At 30.3% G+C, this 16,625-nt stretch carries 17 protein-coding genes; 9 read left to right on the forward strand and 8 right to left on the reverse strand.

The window, feature by feature from the left end; translation table 11 throughout:
* Window positions 1-30 precede the first annotated feature (30 nt).
* From C7N71_RS01260 to C7N71_RS01275, 4 genes are all read right to left on the reverse strand, one after another.
* Window positions 31-1,446 (reverse strand): PH domain-containing protein, encoded by a 1,416-nt coding sequence (locus C7N71_RS01260; protein ID WP_105987373.1) that lies wholly within the window; start codon window positions 1,444-1,446, stop codon window positions 31-33.
* Window positions 1,436-1,897 (reverse strand): PH domain-containing protein, encoded by a 462-nt coding sequence (locus tag C7N71_RS01265; RefSeq protein WP_105987374.1) that lies wholly within the window; start codon window positions 1,895-1,897, stop codon window positions 1,436-1,438. The genes C7N71_RS01260 and C7N71_RS01265 overlap by 11 nt, the downstream gene beginning before the upstream one ends.
* A gap of 4 nt (window positions 1,898-1,901) precedes the next feature.
* Complete coding sequence (locus C7N71_RS01270; RefSeq protein ID WP_157944330.1) at window positions 1,902-2,387, reverse strand: methylated-DNA--[protein]-cysteine S-methyltransferase; 486 nt, start codon at window positions 2,385-2,387, stop codon at window positions 1,902-1,904.
* Window positions 2,388-2,489: 102 nt separating this feature from the next.
* Window positions 2,490-2,966: a C40 family peptidase gene (locus tag C7N71_RS01275; RefSeq protein ID WP_105987376.1), complete on the reverse strand. Its 477-nt coding sequence runs from the start codon at window positions 2,964-2,966 to the stop codon at window positions 2,490-2,492.
* 172 nt (window positions 2,967-3,138) lie between these two features.
* Here C7N71_RS01275 and C7N71_RS08150 point away from each other — a divergent pair, with 172 nt between their 5' ends.
* Window positions 3,139-4,473 (forward strand): DUF3290 family protein, encoded by a 1,335-nt coding sequence (locus C7N71_RS08150; RefSeq protein ID WP_105987377.1) that lies wholly within the window; start codon window positions 3,139-3,141, stop codon window positions 4,471-4,473.
* Window positions 4,474-4,533: 60 nt separating this feature from the next.
* On the opposite strand, the gene C7N71_RS01285 is transcribed toward C7N71_RS08150, so the two are convergent.
* Complete coding sequence (locus tag C7N71_RS01285; protein WP_105987378.1) at window positions 4,534-5,136, reverse strand: nitroreductase family protein; 603 nt, start codon at window positions 5,134-5,136, stop codon at window positions 4,534-4,536.
* Window positions 5,137-5,278: 142 nt separating this feature from the next.
* Here C7N71_RS01285 and C7N71_RS01290 point away from each other — a divergent pair, with 142 nt between their 5' ends.
* Window positions 5,279-5,602, forward strand: a complete 324-nt coding sequence (locus C7N71_RS01290; RefSeq protein WP_105987379.1) for a DMT family transporter — start codon at window positions 5,279-5,281, stop codon at window positions 5,600-5,602.
* 32 nt (window positions 5,603-5,634) lie between these two features.
* On the opposite strand, the gene trhA is transcribed toward C7N71_RS01290, so the two are convergent.
* Window positions 5,635-6,306, reverse strand: a complete 672-nt coding sequence (gene trhA, locus C7N71_RS01295; protein WP_105987380.1) for a PAQR family membrane homeostasis protein TrhA — start codon at window positions 6,304-6,306, stop codon at window positions 5,635-5,637.
* Window positions 6,307-6,420: 114 nt separating this feature from the next.
* Window positions 6,421-6,798: an aggregation-promoting factor C-terminal-like domain-containing protein gene (locus C7N71_RS01300; RefSeq protein WP_105987381.1), complete on the reverse strand. Its 378-nt coding sequence runs from the start codon at window positions 6,796-6,798 to the stop codon at window positions 6,421-6,423.
* A gap of 227 nt (window positions 6,799-7,025) precedes the next feature.
* Here C7N71_RS01300 and C7N71_RS01305 point away from each other — a divergent pair, with 227 nt between their 5' ends.
* From C7N71_RS01305 to C7N71_RS01335, 7 genes are all read left to right on the forward strand, one after another.
* Window positions 7,026-7,937: an ABC transporter ATP-binding protein gene (locus C7N71_RS01305; RefSeq protein WP_105987382.1), complete on the forward strand. Its 912-nt coding sequence runs from the start codon at window positions 7,026-7,028 to the stop codon at window positions 7,935-7,937.
* Window positions 7,937-8,683, forward strand: coding sequence for an ABC transporter permease (locus C7N71_RS01310; protein ID WP_105987383.1), 747 nt, complete (start codon window positions 7,937-7,939; stop codon window positions 8,681-8,683). The genes C7N71_RS01305 and C7N71_RS01310 overlap by 1 nt, the downstream gene beginning before the upstream one ends.
* A 133-nt stretch (window positions 8,684-8,816) precedes the next feature.
* On the forward strand, window positions 8,817-9,614 hold the full coding sequence (locus C7N71_RS01315) for a hypothetical protein (RefSeq protein ID WP_105987384.1): 798 nt from the start codon (window positions 8,817-8,819) through the stop codon (window positions 9,612-9,614).
* A 152-nt stretch (window positions 9,615-9,766) separates the two neighbouring features.
* Window positions 9,767-10,219 carry a MarR family winged helix-turn-helix transcriptional regulator gene (locus C7N71_RS01320; protein WP_105987385.1) on the forward strand — a complete coding sequence of 151 codons (453 nt, stop codon included), beginning with the start codon at window positions 9,767-9,769 and terminating at the stop codon, window positions 10,217-10,219.
* Window positions 10,220-10,553: 334 nt separating this feature from the next.
* On the forward strand, window positions 10,554-11,927 hold the full coding sequence (locus C7N71_RS01325; protein ID WP_225361854.1) for an amino acid permease: 1,374 nt from the start codon (window positions 10,554-10,556) through the stop codon (window positions 11,925-11,927).
* Window positions 11,928-12,215: 288 nt separating this feature from the next.
* A complete protein-coding gene (locus tag C7N71_RS01330; protein ID WP_105987511.1) occupies window positions 12,216-13,538 on the forward strand; it encodes an amino acid permease in 1,323 nt (440 codons plus the stop codon).
* A 170-nt stretch (window positions 13,539-13,708) separates the two neighbouring features.
* Window positions 13,709-15,187, forward strand: coding sequence for an APC family permease (locus tag C7N71_RS01335; RefSeq protein ID WP_105987386.1), 1,479 nt, complete (start codon window positions 13,709-13,711; stop codon window positions 15,185-15,187).
* A 52-nt stretch (window positions 15,188-15,239) separates the two neighbouring features.
* Here C7N71_RS01335 and C7N71_RS01340 read toward each other — a convergent pair whose 3' ends face one another.
* Entirely contained in the window at window positions 15,240-16,580 is a 1,341-nt protein-coding gene (locus C7N71_RS01340; RefSeq protein ID WP_105987387.1) for an FAD-dependent oxidoreductase, read from the reverse strand.
* Window positions 16,581-16,625: the final 45 nt, after the last annotated feature.

Raw genomic sequence — 16,625 nt, forward strand, 5'->3', positions numbered from 1 at the left:
TTGTGTACAAAATATTTTAGCATTTATAAATCACTGATTCTGATACCAGTCATATATTGATCTAGCAACATCTAAATCGATATACTTAGCAAGGATTTCCCCTGAAGTATCTCCTCTTCTCTCAGATATTTTTAAATGAGCTAAATTCTTTTTTTGCATCCAAATGCTTTCTCTTAAAGTTATCGATTGAATACAATGCCAATTTATAAAATGTAAATGACGATTAAAGAATCGACAGTTTTCAATCACTAAATCATCATTTTTAATAACTTTAACCCCATTATGACGATATCGATAAAATCCGTTAAATATAACTGCAACTAGTATCATTATTTCTATAAAAAAAAACATAGTTAACCAATTATTTCCATTTAATAACAATGGTAATGGTAATAAAAGGGTCCACAAACTATTTCTAATAAACAACCAAATCGAATAAGCACGTTGTCCTAATATTTTAGGATCTTTTGGTGGTAAATTATCAAAAAATTGGTTAGTAATTGTATATAAGTTTTTAGAATTTAAAACCGGAATAACAATAGGATCTTTAGTATTAGTGCTTTCTTTTCGATCGGAGATAATTGTAATTTTAACAGTTATTAGTTTAAATAAACTTCGAATGATATTTTGTGAAAAGTTAATGCTTTGAATACGCTTAATATTTATTCTGAGTGTTTCTTTCTTTAGTAACCCCCGACTGAAAGTTAAGTAGCCATCCTTTTTAGTAAGTGTAAATCGATAGTATTGAATCCATATCGAGATATAACTAACAACAAAAGCAATTATTAATAAAATAACAATCTCTAGTATAACTATTATAATTCCTTTGCTACCTAAATAATTAAAAAACGCATCCTTATACTTAGCAGAGATTGCAAATGAATACCTTTGATAAAATTCAAATAAAATAAATAATCCAAATAAGCCTCTAAAACTAGTTAAAGCAAATAAATTCATTGAATGATTAGAAATTTTATACTGTGCATCAAAGCTATTATTAACATCTGACTTTGTAATCTTATTTTCAGGTTTCGAGTTAATAGCAACGGATTTTTTATTTTCCAATATTTTAGCAACATTCTCATTAACTGCAATTAAATTAATATTGGAATCAGAACGACTAGCATTATCAACAATTACCTCTTCTAAACTAAACGGTTTCAAAAAGAACCATTGTTTGCGATGAATATTTTGAATTTTTTCATAAGGCATATGTATTTCTTTTTTGAAAAAGATGCCACGCTTTACTAGTAATTGTTCATCTAAAATAGAATAGCGGTAAGAAAAATAAGCAGCAATGTTATATACAAATAAACAAAGTGCAAAGATTGGAGTTAGCCAAATAATTCTTATCCATATACTTATAGCAAATATTCCTATAACTTGAGAAAAATAATTTCTTAAACCAAATAACAATGCTAATGGGTTTAAAAGCTTATTTTGCATTTTTGGCCTCCATTGCTAAATCCATTACTTGTTTTCTAATAAGTTGGGCTTCTTGATGCGTAACTGCTTCAATTTTATGATTATCGCCGGCAGTATCAATATAAACGCTATTTAATTTTTGTATTCTTAACAAGGGACCTTGATTTAGGTTGACATTTTGTACTCTGGCAATTGGAATGGAAGATAATTTTCTAAAGAAAAAGCCCTTTTGAATCTCGACATATTCTTCAGAGATTTTGTATTTATTAAATGCATAACGATATGGAATTAGTGTTAACTCACATATTAATTCAAATATTCCAATACCCAAGATGATAAAAGAAAACCAAAGCGGCCATTTAATAAGAGATAATAAGAATCTAGATAGTGCAAATACTAATAGCCAAAAAACAAAAATAATGATTGAAGCCTGCATCCATATTTTTTTAACATTTTCAGGTAATTTTTTCATAAAACTACTCCTTTTCGATATTTAAAAGATATTTAATAAATGCAGAGCTGTTTCTAAGGCTGTTTTTATAATCAACACCTGTAATTCGATGACTTGGGATTAAAATAATTAATGGGTTAGATAAAATTGCTTCTTCAACTTGTGATTTACTTTCAGCAAATTGATTGGCAAAATCATTTAAATCAATTGTGTCACCATATTTAATGGTAGTAATTTCTGACCATACTTTCTTTTGGAATTCATTACCTATAAAATTCATTGGTAAGTCAAAATATTTTCGATTACCATCTAAATATTCACGGATTTGAATCTTATATTCTTCGGTTTTCTCATTGCCATATTTAAATTCTGCTGCTAAATTTGAAAAAAAATCATAAATCTCAGAAATACCACAATTAGGATTATTAACAAAATTTATACCACTATCATTAGCAGTAATTATTAATTGAATATTATTATATTCAATCTTATCCCATAATAGTTGTTCCATAAACGTTTTTTCATTCCTATCTATATTGTACATATAAACATATTACCATAGTATTAAGCAGCTACATAGCAATAGAAAAAAGCAGATAGAAATCTATCTCCCTTACTTCATAATTCTAGAATATCCAACTGCGTGCCACCAAGGAGCCTTAACATTTTCTCGAACAACGCCTCTATTTTGTGAATCAATCATTTTTCCTTTTCCAATATACATACCAACATGGTAAATACTGTGTTTACTACCACCAAAGAAAACTAAATCACCTGGTTTCAAATGATGTTTAGAAACCTTTTTACTACTTTTATATTGACTTTGGGCTGTTCTAGGCAAATTTTTACCAACACCATGTTTATAGACATATTTAACAAATCCAGAACAATCAAATGATTTGGGACCAGTTGAACCATATACATATTTTTTACCTAATTGTTTTTTTGCAATCTTATAAACTTTATTAAAATTTTCTTGTTGACTATGTTCATTCGCAGAAGCTGTCTGCGTGTTAACTATACTAAATGTAAATAAGCCTATTAATAACGATACAAATAATAATATTTTAACCATCGGTATAGATTTCATTTATTTACCTTCTTTATTAATAATATTTTTTCATACGTTCTATAATTCAGTATTTAGAATTATAGAATAGAAACAATACTATTCAGCTACAAGTAAGTATCAAAATAATTAAAAAACAATTACCAAATGTTACTTAATGGTCTAAAGGGGTAAAAGGTTCTATAATATATATGTGACAAATTTTATTAATACAGGTGATTTTTTGGATTTCTATTCTTATCATTATTTAACTCACCCTAATACTTTTATCTATTACATATTACTAGTATTAGCACTTATTGTCGGTGGGTTTATTATATTCAATGGTTTCAAATATATGCGCGATAGAACCAATCTTAAATATCGTGATATGTTTATCATGCTTATTTTATTTGCGGTATTAGCAATTAGCTTATTATTCGCTAACATACTGCAACAGAACAATTCTAATAGTCAAAATTCTCAAACGGTTAAAATGGTACAAACGATTAGTAAAAATATGAAAGTACCAAAATCAAAAATATATACAAGTAGTACCCAGTTAACTAATGGAATGACAATTTTAATTAACAAAAAATATTATGAAGCTAATTTTAATTCAACTTTTAATAATTATAATTTAACTAAAAGTGGTGCAATTGACAATAATGTTAATATTCACAATGATGCAAAATTAAATTTAGGACCAATTAATCAACAATATCTAACTATATTCTTCAAATTGTTAATTGGTTTTGTGATGTTAGTAATTCAGATTAATCTTTCTGGAAAGGGTAATTTGGCGCCTTCCAATGCTGTTGATCAATTACAAAATTATGTTCTTGGTGGAATTATTGGTGGTATGATTTATAGTGAATCTGTCACTACACTACAATTCTTTATTGTTCTACTAATATGGTCATTAATCATTTTTGTTAGCAGGATTTTAATTCGACAAAGTCAATTTTTCAAAAAATTGCTTGCTGGTGAGCCTAAGAACATTATTAAGAATGGTTTCATAAATGTTGATACTGCTTTAAGAAATGGTCTTTCTGCATCCGACTTAGCATTTAAATTAAGAACTCAAGGTGTTCATAATTTTAAAGATGTTCAATCTGCAGTACTTGAACAAAATGGACAATTGACAGTTAATACATTTGGCGATGAATCAATGAGCTATCCTGTTATTACCGATGGTAGCGTTAATATGGACGTTCTTGAAAGAATGGGGCATAGTGAAGAATGGATTAATGATTTAGTGAAAGATAGTAATAAAGAAATTTCTCAAATTTTTCTAGGCCAATATGTTGATGATCATTTGATAATCATTTCATATCCTACTAAACCAAGAAGACCTTGGTATTATGAATTAGGTGCTCAAATGTCTAATTTTAATTCAAACCATAATCTCACTCCTGATCGAATTAAGAGATCCAAATCAATGAAAAAGTTGAAAGAGTTTTCTCAAAGAAGACATCACGAAAGCAACAACGATAAAAATAATCAACAAAGTGAAAAAAAGACTCCCAATCATCGTAATCGCAAATAATTAGATACAAAAATGGCGTTCACAAAAATTGTGAACGCCATTTTTAATTATTAAATAAGATTATTTAAATAGTTTAAAACGTTTGTCATCATCCATGTAATCTTTGTCACCAGCTGGTGATTCAATAGACCCAAAGTCCATTTCACTACGTAATTTCCAGTTTTCAGGAATACCAAATTCCTTAGTGACATCTTCATCGATTAGTGGATTGTAATGTTGTAAGTTCGCACCAATTCCGTTTTCAGCTAATCCAGTCCAAACAGCATATTGTGCATTACCTTGTGATTGTTCTGACCAGTCATAAAAATTGTCTGCATATGCTGGGAATTGATTTTCAAGATCGTGAACAACATCCATATCAGTAAAGTACAATACAGTCCCAAATGCATTACTAAATGAATTGATTTTTTCGGTTGTTGCCTTAACAGCATCTTCTGATTTCAAATGTGGTTTTAAATTATTTAATACAATGTCCCATAATTTTTTATGATAATCATTAAATAAAATAACTGCACGAGTTGATTGACTATTAAATGGAGTAGGAGCTTGTTTAATAGTTTCCTTAATAAAATCAGCAATTTCTTCAGGAGATTGATCAACGTTTTTACCCAAAGCATAAATTGAACGGCGTTGTTTTTGTAAGTCTAATAAATCTGTCTTCATAAAAAAACATCCCTCTTTCTTAAATATTAAGTATATTATATCACTTACTTTTTATAAGTAAAGTTTTTTATTTTTTTAAACATTACTATTTATAAATGTTATGATTTAATTATATATTAAATATAATATCGAGGTAAAAAATATGTTTTATTATCTATTTTTAGGTCTAGCTATTATCGGTGAAATTATCGGTACTAACCTATTAAAAATGTCTATGGGATTTTCTAGAATCGTACCAGCAATTGGTTCCATAATATCATTTATATTATGTTTTTACTTTTTATCAATTGCTATGATTAAAATTCCTTTAAACATCACTTACGCTGACTGGAGTGCAATTGGGATCCTAGTAACTACAATTATCGCAATTTTTGTGTACAAGGAACCAACTAATATTGCATCTATTATTGGAGTTGCATTTATCATTGTGGGCGTTATATTGCTAAATCTATTTAGTCCAAAATAAATACCGTTAAGTTAATAACCTAACGGTATTTTTTAAACATATAAATAAATTGAAAAATACATCATAATTGTTCCTACAAGTACGAATAAATGCCAGATAACATGACCAAAAGGAATTTGTTTAAAACTATAAATTACGGCTCCTAAAGTAAAGGCAATACCTCCAAATAATAGTAAAAAGAAACCATTAACTCCTAAATATTGATATAACCTAACAATGCCTAGAAGGCACATCCACCCCATTACTACATACATCACTGTGGATAGAGTTTTATATTTCCCCATCCAAATTGACTTATATACTATTCCCATAATGGTTACTGCCCAAATAATTCCAAAAATAGTCCATCCTAGCCATCCTTGAATAGCAACTAAGCAGTATGGAGTATAAGTTCCAGCAATTAGCAGATAAATGGCTGAATGATCAAAAATTTGGAATAATTTTTCAGCACCTGTGAAATATAAACTATGGAATAAAGTTGATGCTAGATAAAAAAGTATTAACATTCCACCATAAATGGAAAAAGTAGTAATTCGCATAGCACCACCCTCAAATGAGCCATGTACAATTAAACAAATAGCTCCCGCTATTGCTAATAACACCCCTATTCCATGAGTAATAGCACTAAATATTTCACTTAGTAAAAAATAGTTTTTACTACCTACCCAGGTAACATTTTTAGAAATTGTATTATTATTTTTCATTTAATCATTCCTTAAGTATCTTTTATTTATATTATAAAACCACATAATCTAGTTTTCAATACTAGATGAAAGATTGTAAAAAAATAATTCCCAGCAGTGGGAATTATTAATCATTTAATACCAACCATGTGATAACCAAAAACTTTTGGCACCAAGCCATGAGCCGTAACGACTATTAGCATAATGATCAGCAGTAAGTTCTTGATTGTGTGCTGAATAGTTTCCGTGATAAGAAGCAATTGATAATTGATATTTGCCATAACAAGTGCCATTGCTTGCACTATATGATCCACCTGATTCACGAATAGCAATAAAATGTTTGGCAGCTGCATTAGCAGCAGATAATTTACTATGTTTATAACGTCTACCTATATGTACGTTTTGTCTATGTCTAGCATTAGCACTAGCGTTAGTCTGTGGTAATAAAAACAAAATCGCAGCGAATAATGTAACTACACTTAAAAGTGATATAAATGCTTTATTCGAATGCATATATGTTTTTCCCTCCTTACAAATTACATAATGTACCTTACATTATGTTTCTTACGAAACGATTATATTAAAGTTACATTTTGTTTACATTTCTTTGCAAATTGAAATATATTTACATATTCACCCCATAAATTACCATACTCTAATAATCAACCTTGACTTTCTAATGAAGTTGCAATATAGTTAGTTACATAAGTAAATAACTAATTAATAAAGGAGATTGTATTATGAAAGTGCTTGAAGTAAATAACTTAAATAAAAAGTTCGGTCAAAAGCAAGCCTTATTCGATGTTACATTTGACGTTGAACCAGGTACTATCTTGGGACTTATTGGTCCTAATGGTGCCGGTAAATCTACAATTATGAAAAGCATTGTTGGTTTAATTGATTATAATAACGGATCTATTAAAATTAATGGTGAGTCCTTAACTAAAAACAATCGTAAAGGATTAAAAAATGTTGGTTCAATGATTGAGTCCCCCGCTCCTTATTTAAGTCTAACTGGCTATCAAAATTTAAAATTATTCAATGATGGGTCAACTACAGAAGGTGAAATTAAAGAAATTATGAAGGATACACAAATCGATTCCTTCTGTAACCGAAAAGCAAAGAAATATTCATTGGGTATGAAACAACGTTTAGGAATTGCTATTTCATTATTAAATCATCCTAAGTTATTGATTTTAGATGAACCTATGAATGGTCTTGATCCTCAATCAACTCATGATTTACGTGACTTGCTATTGAAATTATCAAAACGTGGTATCAGTGTTCTAATTTCAAGTCATTTACTTGATGAATTAGCTCGTATCGCTGATTACTATGTAGTAATCAATCATGGACGTGTTGTTAAAGAATCAGATGCTAAATCATTCCTATCAAGTGATAATCAAAATATTAAGTTCGCTACTAATGATACAGAAAAAGCTTATAATGCATTAGTTCAAGCTGGTTTTGAAGCTAAGATTAATGACAAAGTTGTTGAAATTAAAGACGATGGCGATGCAATGAACAAAGCCTTAGCTGCTTTAAATAATGCTGGTCTTGAAATTCAAGATGTTTCTAAGGATAAAGCAGATTTAGAAGAATCATTATTGAATTTATTAACTGAAGATAATAAAAAGGAGGAAACTAAATAATGTTAACTCTATTAAGACAAGAAATTTATAAACAAATTCATGGTAAGTTTTATATTGGTTGGCCAATTGTAATGCTATTGGCATCACTAACAGCTGGCTATTTTCTGACATCTGGAAAAGGAAATGTAGATCATGAAGCATTTGCTTTCAATATATTTAACGATAATATTGATTTAGTCATGATTGCAATGATTGTATTTGCAAGTACAATCATGATTGGTGATTTTGCCAATAACACAGTTAAGTATCTATTTTCCCGTCAATTCTCTAGGTTACAAATTTTCATTTCTAAATTAATAGTCACAGTTTTTATGTATATTTATTTAATCGCAATGAGCTATATTTTTACATTTATCACAAAAATGATTTTTAATCGCTCTGGTGATATGGGAATGAAATATATTAACCAAAATACATTTGGTATTGCATGGCTACTATTATTACTTCTACCAATGGTAATGTTGGTAAGCAATATTGTTAAAAATAACGGAGTCGCAATTGCACTAGGAATTGTTTTCTTCTTTGCATCTAGCATGATTAGTGGCTTTTCAATCCTTTTGATGCGAAAATGGGAAATATTAAAATTTAGTCCGTTTAACTTTTTAAATGTATATAACCAATTTCTTGATCATGGTACAAAAGCAATGACACATCTTTCATTAACAACGATGGAAATTGGAACTGTTGTATATGCCTTAATTTTCACAGCAATTGCATACGTTATCTATAATCATAGAAACGTCTAATTAAAATTCAACAATTAAATTTAAGCACCCTTTTTATATTAATAAATTGGGTGTTTTTCTATTGACTAGTTACGTGAACGTGATAAACTCATGACATGATTAACTTTCGTTAAGGACCTAGGAGGTCAAAAAATTGAGTGATTTATTAAAACAAGAAATGAATAGTCATAATCGTAAAATTTTTAGTTTTATGGCATTAGGACTATTCATAGTGACTATCATTATGGCAATTACTGGGATGGAAACTAAAACCTTAGATGGTTGGAAATGGATGAACCAATTTGGTGCTGTAACTGGTGTTATTGAATTATTAACTACCATTATCGTTGCTACCAGATTTGCCGGACAAGAAAGCAATGCCCAGGTTAAAGAAAACATGAAGAATCATAGTAAGTCTTCAATCTTTTTTTCAAAAGTAATTACAATTTTAATTTCATATTTAATTCTACTATTGGTAGCAATTATTGCTGTAATATTAATGAAGTACTTAGTGTTCCCTCACAAACCTTTAGCTGGAACTTTAGCCCAAGAATTAAGTTGGGCTGTTCTTGGTAATATTGCTTATTTCTTTATCTTTCAATCATTTATTATGATGATAATTGGTTTTTGTAAAACTTGGTATGGAGCAATTGCTTTTGGGGTTGCATGTACTTGGATTACAGAAATCATCGCTGGTATTTTCATGATTTTCATCTATACACACCGTAAATTAATTTACAATCCATTTAATTTCTTTTTCGTTGAAAAGCAAATTCAAGATGGTATGAAACATATGATGACTAGATTACAATTACCGATGATTATCAAGGGATCCTTATTGTATGCCCTAATTTTCTTTATAATTGCATTTATTATCTTTGTTCATTTCCGTAAATTTAATACGTGGAATGATGATGAAGAAAAGAATAACCAAGATACTAAAGAAGCATAATTAACAAATAAGTAAAGCATCGTAAATATTAATTTACGGTGCTTTATTTGTTTGCTTGACCAATTTTGATTTAGTGATATATTTTATATTGTATACAATTTATTGATACGCTATACTTTTATACATACTAGCAAAGAAAGGAGTTATATAATATGACAAATAAGATCACATTAGATAATCAAATCTGTTTTCAAATTACCAGAGCACACCAATTGTTTAACAAATTTTATCAAGAACCTTTAAGTAAATTCAATTTAACATATGTTCAATACATTACCCTATTATCATTATGGGAAAAAGATGGGGTTACTGTAAATTATCTTAGCCAAAAATTGGGCTTATCTAATGGGACATTAACTCCATTATTAAAGCGACTAGAAAAAGCTGGTTGGATTACCAGAACTCGTGATAAAAAAGATGAACGTCGAGTATTAATCAAACTAACTGAACATGGTGCTAAACAAGAAGAACCTATTACAAGTACTGTTCAAGGGTGTTTAAATAGTTTAGATTATGATGATAAAACTTTCAACAACACAATGAATACTATCTTAGACGTTCAAAATCGCCTTGAAAAATCTGAAGAAGCAAAAGAAAATAGTTAATGTTGTTTTTATAATATTGACATCTGTCTATTCTCAGTATACAATTATAACAATTAATGAGAAAAGACATGATTATATTTACTAATGTTTCAGAGAGATTTAGCATTTTCTGTAAGTTAGATCATCATTAAAATATAGTTACCACTTTTCAAATAATTTGGCGAACAATGCCAAATCAGATTGTTCTGTTAACGACTAATGAGAATATATAGTACTTTTGTGCTATATAAATATGGGTGGAACCACGTAAACATTACGTCCCTAGTACATTAATTTGTACTAGGGACGTTTTTATTTACTATCAACTCAAATATTTTAAAGAAGGTGAATAGTTATGGCAGATAAAAATAATAATTTAGAAAGAAAACTTAGTGCTCGTCATATGAAAATGATTGCATTGGGTGGAACTATTGGTGTAGGACTATTTATGGGGGCTAAATCAACCATTGATTGGACGGGTCCTTCTGTATTATTAGCATATGGAGTTGCTGGATTATTCTTATATTTAATTATGCGTGCATTAGGAGAAATGTTATATGTTCATCCTATTACTGGATCATTTTCCCAATTTGCTTCTATGTATATGCATCCCGTTTTTGGTTTCTTAACCTCATGGAGTAATATATTTCAATATTTAGTCGTTGGAATGTCCGAGGTAATTGCAATTGGTACATATATGCAATTTTGGTGGCCTAATCTGCCTAGTTGGTTACCAGGAATTGTTGCAATTGCTTTCTTATGTATAGCCAATTTAATTTCTGTTAGTACATTTGGTGAATTAGAATATTGGTTCGCACTAGTCAAGGTTGTAACTATTGTTGCAATGATTATTGTAGGATTGGTTTTAATTATATTTGGCTTTAATGGAATTGGTCCTACTGGTATTTCAAATATTTGGAAATTTGGTTTCTTCGCTCATGGATTTAAAGGGTTCTTCTTTGCGTTAGCGATTGTAATTGCTTCTTATCAAGGAATTGAATTAATTGGTGTGACCGCTGGAGAAGCTGAAGATCCTAAACATACATTAGTGAAAGCTATTCAAGATACAATTGGTAGAATCTTAATTTTCTATATTGGTGCTATTTTTGTAATTTTAAGTATTTATCCTTGGGATAAAATTAATTCAATGGGTTCTCCATTTGTCGAAACTTTCTCACAAATTGGAATTACATCTGCAGCTTCAATTATTAATTTTGTGGTTGTAACTGCTGCTCTATCCGGATCTAATTCAGGAATTTACAGTGCTAGTCGTATGTCATATCTATTAGCACAACATCATCAAATCCCTAAAGTATTTAAGAAATTAAATAAACATGGTGTCCCTTTTGTATCAGTTATTAGTATTTCATCGGGAATTCTGCTAGGACTTGTATTAAATGTTGTCCTTCCAATGATTAACCCCTCTGCTAATCAAATTTTCGTTTATGTATACAGTTCATCTGTATTACCTGGAATGGTGCCTTGGTTTATCATCTTGATTTCACAAATTAGATTTAGAAAACAACATCCAGAAGAATTAAAAGGTCATCCATTTAAAATGCCTTTATCACCTTATACAAATTACATTACTTTAATCTTCTTAATTATTACATTAGTATTTATGTTTATTAATGACTCAACAAGAATTCCATTGATTATTGGTGTTATCTTCTTGATTGTAATGACAGGCATTTACTTCATTAAATATAATAATAAATCTGAAAATTAATAATTATAAACACACAATAATTGACAGATTAAGATATATATAATATATTTCTTAATGCTAAAATTATATAAAAGTAGAAAAGTTTTACTGGGAAGTAGCAATTATTTTATGACCTAAAACTAATAATTTTCATTTTAGAATATTTATTAGTAACATTGTTACTCAATCCCTAGTACAATAGATAGTGTACTAGGGATTTTTTCTACATAAATATATTATAGGATGGTGAAAATATTGGCAGAAAAGAAAAAAGAAGAAGAATTAGAAAGAAAGCTTAGCTCTAGACATATGCAAATGATTGCCCTTGGTGGAACTATTGGTGTAGGACTATTTATGGGTGCCAAGTCAACAATTGCTTGGACGGGTCCTTCTGTATTATTAGCATATGGAATTGCTGGAATTTTCTTATACTTGATTATGAGAGCCCTTGGAGAAATGCTTTATGATAATCCAATTAGTGGTTCATTTTCACAATTTGCTACTGAATATATGCATCCAGTTTTTGGTTATTTAACTGCTTGGAGTAATATTTTTCAATGGATTGTTGTCGGTATTTCCGAAATGATTGCAATTGGAACATATATGCAGTTCTGGTGGCCAGGAATACCATCATGGGTACCAGGCATCATCGCGATTGTATTCTTATGTATTGCTAATTTAATCTCTGTTAGCGCATTTGGTGAGTTAGAATACTGGTTTGCACTAATCAAAGTTGTTACTATTATTGCTATGATTGTTGTTGGTGCTGTTGTTATTGTCCTAGGTTTCAATGGAGTTGGGCCTACTGGTATTTCTAATTTATGGTCACATGGATTCTTTACAGGTGGTGTTAAAGGATTCTTCTTTGCTCTATCAATAGTATTTGCTTCTTATCAAGGGATTGAATTAATTGGGGTGACTGCTGGTGAAGCTGAAGATCCTAAACATACTTTAGTTAAAGCTATTCAAGATACGATTGGCAGAATTTTAATTTTCTACATTGGTTCTATTTTTGTTATGTTAGCAATTTATCCATGGGATAAGATTGTTAACATTGGCTCTCCATTCGTTGAAACATTCTCARGAGTTGGAATTAGTTTTGCCGCATCAATTATTAATTTTGTGGTTTTAACTGCTGCTCTATCAGGTTCTAACTCAGCTATTTATAGCTCCAGTAGAATGTCATACTTGTTAGCACAAAATGGACAATTACCAAAACGTTACAATAAAATGAATAAACATGGAGTACCATACATTTCAGTAATTTCAATTGCTACTGGAATTTTGATTGGGGTATTATTAAACGTAATCCTACCACTTTTCTATAAAGGTGCCAGTCAAATCTTCGTTTACGTGTACAGTTCTTCAGTACTCCCCGGAATGGTGCCTTGGTTCGTAATTATTATGTCTGAATTAAAATATCGTAAATTATATCCAGATCGTATTAAAAAGCATCCATTCAAGATGCCTTTTGCACCTTTCTCAAATTATTTAACTTTAGCAATGTTAGCAATTACTTTAGTATTTATGTTCTTTAACAATGATACTAGAATTCCATTAATTGTAGGAGTGGTCTTCTTAGGCTTTATGACAATTCTATATTTCGCTAAATTTAATAAAAAGAATAATTAATTAACGAAAAAATTAAAAATAACCACCCTTTTATTATCTAATTTAAGGGTGGTTATTTTCATGATATAATAATGTTTATAGTTATTTTTAACTTGACAATATACTTATAGTAAATTAATCTTTTAATTAATCTATAATCATTTTTTAATAAAGAGAAAGAGGTAATGTGTATGGGCAATCTTTTCAAGCGAATGAATCGAAAAGAAGATCCTAAAGTTTACGAGAGTAAAGATTCTAAAATGGTTCGATCAATGACCACCAAAGATTTTTTAGCTTTGGGTGTTGGGACCATTGTATCAACAGCAATTTTTACTTTACCTGGAGTAGTAGCTGCTAATAATGCTGGACCAGCGGTAACCATTTCATTCTTATTAGCAGCCATTGTTGCTGGTTTGGTCGCCTTAGGATACGCTGAAATGGCTTCAGCAATGCCATTTGCTGGATCTGCTTATTCATGGATTAACGTTATTTTTGGTGAATTTTGGGGCTGGGTTGCTGGTTGGGCCCTCCTAGCAGAATATTTTATCGCTGTAGCGTTTGTAGCAGCCGGGTTATCTGCTAACTTTAGAGGTTTAATTGCACCCTTAGGAATCAATATTCCAACGGCCTTGTCTAATCCAATTAGTGCTCCTGGTGGATTTGTTGATATTTGTACTGTTGTAATTATTTTAATCGTCGCATTTTTAATTACTCGTGGTGATAATAAAACTTCAAAAATCGAAAATGTATTAGTTATCCTAAAAGTATTAGCTATTTTAGTATTTATCTTTGTTGGTTTATTTGCCATTCACATTCAAAATTATGTACCATTTGTTCCTGCTCCCCATACTAATCCAGATGGCACCGCATTTGGTGGCTTTGGTGGTATTTACGCTGGGGTTTCAGTAATTTTCCTATCATACATTGGTTTTGATTCAATTGCTGCTAACTCTGCGGAAGCTAAAAACCCACAAAAAACCATGCCTCGCGGAATCATTGGTTCATTAGTGATTGCAGTTACATTATTTGTCGCTGTTTCATTAGTGTTAGTTGGAATGTTCAAATACACTAATTATGCTAATAATGCTGAACCAGTTGGTTGGGCACTACGTCAGAGTGGTCATCCATATGTCGCTTCCGGAGTTCAAATTGTAGCAGTTGTTGGAATGTTTACTGCATTAATTGGAATGATGATGGCTGGATCACGTCTACTTTATTCATTCGGTCGTGATGGCATGTTACCTAAGTTCCTAGGTAAAGTAAGTGATAAACACAAATTACCTGTTAATGCGATTTTAACAATTACTGTAATTTCAGTGTTAATTGGTGCTTTCCTAACTTTTAACTTCCTATCACAATTAATCTCAGCTGGAACTTTAATTGCTTTCATGTTTGTTTCAATTGGAATTTATCCATTAAGAAAACGTGAAGGTAAAGATATCAAAATGCCTGGCTTTAAAATGCCTTTCTTCCCAGTAATGCCAGCACTTGGTTTCCTAGCATCATTATGGGTATTCTGGGGATTAGATGCTGATGCTAAGTTATATGCTTTAATTTGGTTCATTGTCGGTATGATTGTCTACTTTGCTTATGGCATGCATAATCGTGCTAAAACTCAAGCTGCTGAATTAAGAGATAAAAATAATGACTTTGATAATAAAATCGAATAAACAATAAAAGAGATAGCTCCTAAGAGTTATCTCTTTTTTGTGTATAAAATATTTACTTAGCTTCTTTTTCTTGGGCGGCTTGCCCTAAAAGATTTAAATAGTTAAATGGACGGTCAAAATTAGGTTGAAATAACATGTCTACCATCGCTAAGTCATCAATTGTGTTTTTATTTTGAATACATACTGATAAAGTGTTGGCTGATTGAGAAATATCATACTTACTCATTAAAGAAGCTCCTAAGATTTGGCGATTTTTAGGATCATATACCAATGACATTAACACTTCTTCTGTCGTGGGCATAAATTCAGGACGATAATTATCTTTCAATACAACTGAATGGACATCAATTTCTTTGTTATGGGCCATTGAAACTGTCATTCCAGTTGAAACTATTGAATAATCATATAACTGTAAACCAGAAGATGATTGTGTTCCCATGTATTTAGTAGTGGGGTTCACAATATTCTTACCTACTAGTATCCCCTGACGAACTGCATTGGTAGCTAATGGAAAGTATTCATTTTGATTAGTCGGATTATAATGAACTGCAACACTATCACCAGCACCAAAAATATCCGGATTAGATGTTTGCATGTACTCGTTAGTAATTAAAGCCCCATTGTCCAACATTTTAACCTTGTTTTTTAATAGTTCAGTATTTGGTTTAAAACCAACACATAAAATAGCAATATCGGTCTTAATTTTCTTTTTATTAGTGGTTAAGACTAATTCATCATCGATAGTTTCAAAATTATTTACCCGTTGATTTAATTCTAAATGTACCCCATGTTCTTCGTATTGTGCATCAATTACATCTGTGAACTCTTGATCAAAGTACTTCGACATAACACGATCATTAGTATCAATTAATGTCGTTTCATGGCCATGATTAGAGAAGGCTTCTACTAATTCTGCTCCAATGTAGCCTCCACCCACTATCGTAATGCGTTTAGCAGTTTTAGCTTTTTCAAATAGGATTTGCGCATCGTGCCAATTCTTACAAAAATAAACATGCTCATTATTGCTACCTTCAATTGGTGGTAATACTGGTCTAGAACCTGTTGTCATCACTAACTTGTCATAGTTCTCTGTCTTAGTTGAACCATCAGTTAAGTTTTCAACAACAATGGTTTTGGTGTCTGGATCAATAGATTTAACATTGTGTGACATTTGAATATCTGCTCCTAAGTCAGATAATTCTTTAGGATTAGAATAAAATAAACCATTAGGATCTTTTACCTTACCATCTAAATACAATGCAATTCCACATGAAAGAAATGAAATATTATCATTTTTTTCATAAACAGTTACTTCAGCTTGTGGATTATTTTTCAAAGTTTCCTTAACTGCAAAAGTTCCAGCATGAGTACAACCAACTACAATGATTTTCATATTTATTACCTCGTAATTAAATTTATCAATAATTAACTTGATGCA

It is taken from the genome of Apilactobacillus timberlakei, from assembly GCF_002993965.1.
In the GTDB taxonomy this organism is placed as follows: Bacteria; Bacillota; Bacilli; order Lactobacillales; family Lactobacillaceae; genus Apilactobacillus; species Apilactobacillus timberlakei.